This window comes from Rhodosalinus sp. (genome assembly GCF_041685465.1).
Classification (GTDB): domain Bacteria; phylum Pseudomonadota; class Alphaproteobacteria; order Rhodobacterales; family Rhodobacteraceae; genus Rhodosalinus.
In genome coordinates this window covers 1-4,657 of sequence record NZ_JAWLFS010000230.1, presented here as the reverse complement: position 1 = coordinate 4,657, position 4,657 = coordinate 1, and the positions used below count along the sequence as shown (strand labels likewise).

Annotated in this window: 4 protein-coding genes and 1 pseudogene; 3 read left to right on the top strand and 2 right to left on the bottom strand. The window is 72.9% G+C overall.

What is annotated here, in order from left to right:
- Together ACESL7_RS13205 and ACESL7_RS13200 are read right to left on the bottom strand one after the other, a co-directional pair.
- A partial coding sequence (locus ACESL7_RS13205) for a phytoene/squalene synthase family protein (RefSeq protein ID WP_372893774.1) occupies positions 1 to 338 on the bottom strand: 338 nt, incomplete at its 3' end.
- On the bottom strand, positions 335 to 1,879 hold the full coding sequence (locus ACESL7_RS13200) for a phytoene desaturase (protein WP_372893773.1): 1,545 nt from the start codon (positions 1,877 to 1,879) through the stop codon (positions 335 to 337). The genes ACESL7_RS13205 and ACESL7_RS13200, both read right to left, overlap by 4 nt.
- A 126-nt stretch (positions 1,880 to 2,005) precedes the next feature.
- Between ACESL7_RS13200 and crtA the strand changes: the two genes are divergently transcribed.
- The 3 genes and pseudogenes from crtA to ACESL7_RS13185 all read left to right on the top strand — a co-directional run.
- Entirely contained in the window at positions 2,006 to 2,713 is a 708-nt protein-coding gene (gene crtA / locus ACESL7_RS13195) for a spheroidene monooxygenase (protein ID WP_372893772.1), read from the top strand.
- The gene (bchI, locus tag ACESL7_RS13190) at positions 2,710 to 3,714 is read left to right on the top strand and encodes a magnesium chelatase ATPase subunit I (protein WP_372893771.1); all 1,005 of its coding nucleotides are present in this window, start codon (positions 2,710 to 2,712) and stop codon (positions 3,712 to 3,714) included. The genes crtA and bchI overlap by 4 nt, the downstream gene beginning before the upstream one ends.
- Positions 3,711 to 4,657 (top strand): annotated as a pseudogene (locus ACESL7_RS13185) (magnesium chelatase subunit D); the annotation flags it as partial. The gene bchI and the pseudogene ACESL7_RS13185, both read left to right, overlap by 4 nt.

The following is a 4,657-nucleotide window of genomic DNA, read 5'->3' as shown; positions in this document are numbered from 1 at the left end:
CGCCGTTCCAGCGCATCCCACGCGAAGCCTTCCAGCAGCGCTTCGGGCAGGGCCCGCGGCATCTCGACGGTCTCCACCATCGCCGCGAAGGCGCGGTCGGTGGGCGTGTTGCGCGGCTGTCCGGCGTAGGCCAGGGCGAGCCGTTCCTGCAGGTCGTCCACCGCGGCGGCCTTCGCGTCCTGCATGTCCACCGCGTCGTCGGCGAGCCGGCAGAAAGCGTAAAGCGCGAGCGCGTGCTCCCGCACGTCGCGCGGCAGCAGGCGCGAGGCCGTGTGGAAGCTGCGCGATCCGTGGCGGATCGCCTGCGTGCAGTGATCGAGATCGCCCTTCGCGATCACGCGGGCACCTCCGCCGGATCGGGCACCATCTTGTCGAGTACCTCCGCCGAGGAGACGACGCCCGGCAGCCCCGCGCCCGGATGCGTCCCCGCGCCGGCGAGATAGAGGCCCTCGGCCTCCTCGCTGACGTTGTGCGGGCGGAACCACGCCGATTGCAGGATGCGGGGCTCGATCGAGAAGCCGCACCCGAGCGGCGAAAGGTAGCGGTCGCGGAAGTCCTCGGGCGTGTAGATCAGCTCGGCCGAGAGATGGTCCTCGAAGCCGGGAATGACGCGCTGCAGCTCGGCGGCGACCTTCGCGCGGTAGGTCTCGCGCATCTCGGACCAGTCCACGGGATCGTCGTGGCCAAGGTGCGGCACCGGCGAGAGCACGTAGAAGGTGTCGTCGCCCTCGGGCGCCACGGAGGGGTCCGTCACCGAGGGGCGGTGCAGGTAGAGGCTCATGTCGTCGGCGAGATGGCCCTTGAGGAAGATGTCCTGCAGGAGCCCCTCGTAGCGCGGGCCGGAAAGGATCGTGTGGTGGCCGGCGTCGGGCCACATCTTCGCCGTTCCCTTCGTCCCGAAGTACCAGACGAAAAGCCCCATGGACCAGCGCTTGCGCTCGAGCGTGCGGTCGGACCAGCGCCAGCGCGGCAGGTTGCGCAGGAGCCGCGAATAGGTATGCCCCGCATCCGCGTTGGAGACGACGACGCGGGCCGGCAGAACCTCGCCGTCGGACAGTCGCACGCCGGTCGCGCGGCCCTTCTCGACGAGAATCTCGTCGGCCTCCACGCCATACCGGATCTCGCCGCCCTGCTCGGTGACGACCTTCGCCATGGCGTCGGCGATCGCCTGCACCCCGCCCATGGCGTAGTGCACGCCGTATTCCTTCTCGAGATGGCTGACGAGCGCATACATGGAGGTGACGTGCATCGGGTCGCCGCCGATGAAGAGCGGATGGAACGAGAGGGCCATGCGCAGGCGCTCGTCCTTCACCCGCGCACGGGCGAGGCCGAGGATGGAGCGGTCGGCGCGCAGCACGCCGAACTCCGGCAGGACCTTCACGGTGTCCCAGAGCCGGTGCATCGGCTCGGCGACCATGCCCTCGTAGCCGACGACATAGCGCCGCTCGGCGTCCTTCAGGAAGCGCAGGTAGCCGTCCACGTCGCCGGGCGAGAGGCGGCGCACCTCCTCCACCATCGCCTCGGTCGAGGCGCGGGCGGTGAAATGCGAGCCGTCCGGCCAGCGGATCGTGTAGAAGGGATCGAGGGGGCGCAGGTCCACGTCGGCGTGGAAGTCGCGCCCGCAGGCGGCCCAGAGCTTCTCGTAGACCTGCGGCACGGTCACGATGGTCGGGCCGAGGTCGAAGCGGTGGCCCGCCTCCGTCACCGAGGAGCCGCGCCCGCCGGGCCGGTCCAGCCGGTCGAGCACGGTGACGCGGTAGCCGCGCGCGCCGAGGCGCATGGCCGCCGCCAGACCGCCGAGGCCGGCGCCGACGACGACGGCATGGGGGGCGGCGGGCGTGGCGCCGGCGACGAGATTGGGGTCGAGGCGTGTCAACATGGGTCCGATGCTACTACTGTCCAGTCAAGTTGACAATATGCCCGACCTGCGGCGTTGGCGACACTTTTCGCGTTCAGATCGATGTGTCAAATTGACTTGACACTATCGGCTGGAGAGACAGAGACGATGCAGACGGTCAGCCTGAGCTTTTTCCGTTTTCCCAAGGGCGTCGCGCGCGCCTGGGCCTTCGCGCAGATGGGCCTCGCGCGGGGGCCGATGGCCCGTGTCCCCGACATCGGCACCTGGAAGCTCTGCGGGTCCGGCGTGGGCGAGGGCTTCACGCCCTGGCCCAACTGGGGCGTCTACGCGATTCTCGCCACCTGGCCCGACCTGGAAACCGCGCAGACGCGCACGGCCGAGGCGCCGGTCTTCCGCCGCTACCACGACCGCGCGGAAGAGGCCTTCACCATGTTCCTCGCGGCGAGCTCGGCGCGCGGTCGCTGGGCGGGCGTCGAGCCCTTCGAGGTGACGGCCGAGCCGTGGACCGGTCCGACCGCGGTGCTCACCCGCGCCACCGTGAAGCCCTCCCGCGCGCTCGCCTTCTGGAGCCAGGGCCCCTCGGTGAGCCGCGCCATCGGCGAGAACACGGACGTGCGCTTCAAGATCGGCATCGGCGAGGTGCCCTGGGTGCAGCAGGTCACCGTCTCGATCTGGCCCGACACGGCGAGCATGGCCCGCTTCGCCCGCGGCGACACGCCCCACGGCCGCGCCATCCGCGCCGTGCGCGAGGGCGACTGGTTCCGCGAAGAGCTCTACGCCCGCTTTCGCATCCTCGCGACGCGTGGCACATGGGAGGGAGAGGACCCCGTCGCAAACCTGGAGCTTGCCGCATGACGCCAGTCTTTCCCTTCTCGGCCATCGTCGGGCAGGAGCAGATGAAGCTCGCCATGATCCTCACCGCGATCGAGCCGGGGCTCGGCGGCGTGCTGGTCTTCGGCGACCGCGGCACCGGCAAGTCCACCGCCGTGCGCGCGCTCGCCGCGCTTCTGCCGCCGATCCGCGTGGTCGAGGGGTGCCCGGTGAACGCCGAATCCCCGGAGGCCGTGCCGGACTGGGCGACCGGCGTGGGCGAGGCGATCGTCGAACGGCCCACCCCTGTCGTCGATCTGCCCCTCGGCGTGACCGAGGACCGGGTGACCGGCGCGCTCGACATCGAGCGCGCGCTGACCAGCGGCGAGAAGGTGTTCCAGCCCGGCCTCCTCGCGCAGGCCAACCGCGGCTATCTCTACATCGACGAGGTGAACCTGCTCGAGGATCACATCGTGGACCTGCTGCTCGACGTCGCGCAGTCGGGACAGAACGTGGTCGAGCGCGAGGGGATGTCGATCCGCCACCCGGCGCGCTTCGTGCTCGTCGGCTCCGGCAACCCGGAGGAGGGCGAGCTGCGCCCGCAGCTCCTCGACCGCTTCGGGTTGTCGGTCGAGGTCGGTTCGCCCTCGGACATCGACGAGCGGATCGAGGTGGTGCGCCGCCGCGACACCTTCGAGACCGACCGGGACGCCTTCATGGCGCACTGGGGCGCCGAGGACGCGAAGGTGCGCGACCGTATCCTCGCCGCGCGCGCGGCGCTGCGCGGGGTCGCGGCCGAGGACGACGCGCTGCGCGATTGTGCGCAGCTCTGCGTGACGCTCGGCGCGGACGGCCTGCGCGGCGAGCTGACGCTTCTGCGGTCGGCGCGTGCGCTCGCCGCCTACGAGGGCGACGACACCGTGGAGCGCAGCCACCTGCGCCAGGTCGCGCCCCTCGCCCTCTCGCACCGGCTGCGCCGCGATCCGCTGGACGAGTCGGGCTCCGGCGCGCGCGTCGCCCGCGTCGTGGAGGAGGTGCTCGCGTGAGCGAGGGGGGCGCGCGCTGGGCGCGGGCGCTCCGCGCGCTGGCGCTCTTCGCCGTCGATCCGCAGGGGCTGCGCGGGCTCGTCGTGCGTGCCCGCGTCGGCCCTGTGCGCCAGCGCTTCGAGGCGCTGCTGGCCGGGCTCGACGGGGAGGCGCACCGCATCCACCCCGAGATCGGCGACCCGGAGCTCTACGGCGGCCTCGACGTCACCGCCACGCTCGCCGCCGGGCGCCCCGTGATGGCCGGCGGGTTCGTCGACCGCCCCTGCCGGCTGATCCTGCCGATGGCCGAGCGCGCGGCGCCCGACCTCGCCGCGCGCCTCGCGCAGATCCTCGACGCCTCGCCGGGCCACAGCCTCGTCCTCCTCGACGAGGGCGCGGAACCGGACGAGCGCGCGCCCGCCGCCCTCGCCGAGCGCCTGGCGCTCTCCTTCGACCTCGACGGCATCGGCCGGCTGGAAGCCAGGGGCGATCTGCCGTGGACGGCGATCGCCGAGGCCCGCGCCCGCCTGGCCGATGTGGCGATCCCGGAGGAGGCCGCGCCGGCCCTCACCGCGCTCGCCGCCCGCTTCGGCATCGACAGCCTGCGCGCGCCGCTCCTCGCGCTGCGCGCCGCCCGCGCCGAGGCCGCGCTCGAGGGCCGCGACGCGGTGACCGAGGACGACATCCGCGCCGCCGCCGAACTCGTCTACCCCGCCCGCGCCACGCAGATGCCCGAGCCGCCGCCCGAGGAGGACGCGCCGCCGCCGGAGGACACGCCCGAGCCCGAGCCCGAGACCCCCGACGACGCGGGCGACCTCGGTGACCTGCCCGAGGAGATGCTCGTCGAAGCGGTCGCGGCGCTCCTGCCGCCCGATCTCCTGACCCGCCTCCGCGAGGGCGCGGCGAGCCGCGCCGCCAAGGGCTCCGGCGCCGGCGCGAAGCGGCGCGGCAACCGCCGCGGCCG

Coding starts and splice junctions, on each gene's coding strand:
- bchI (WP_372893771.1), top strand. CDS start 2,710: ATGACGCCAGTCTTTCCCTTCTCGGCCATCGTCGGGCAGGAGCAGATG.
- crtA (WP_372893772.1), top strand. CDS start 2,006: ATGCAGACGGTCAGCCTGAGCTTTTTCCGTTTTCCCAAGGGCGTCGCG.
- ACESL7_RS13200 (WP_372893773.1), bottom strand. CDS start 1,879: ATGTTGACACGCCTCGACCCCAATCTCGTCGCCGGCGCCACGCCCGCC.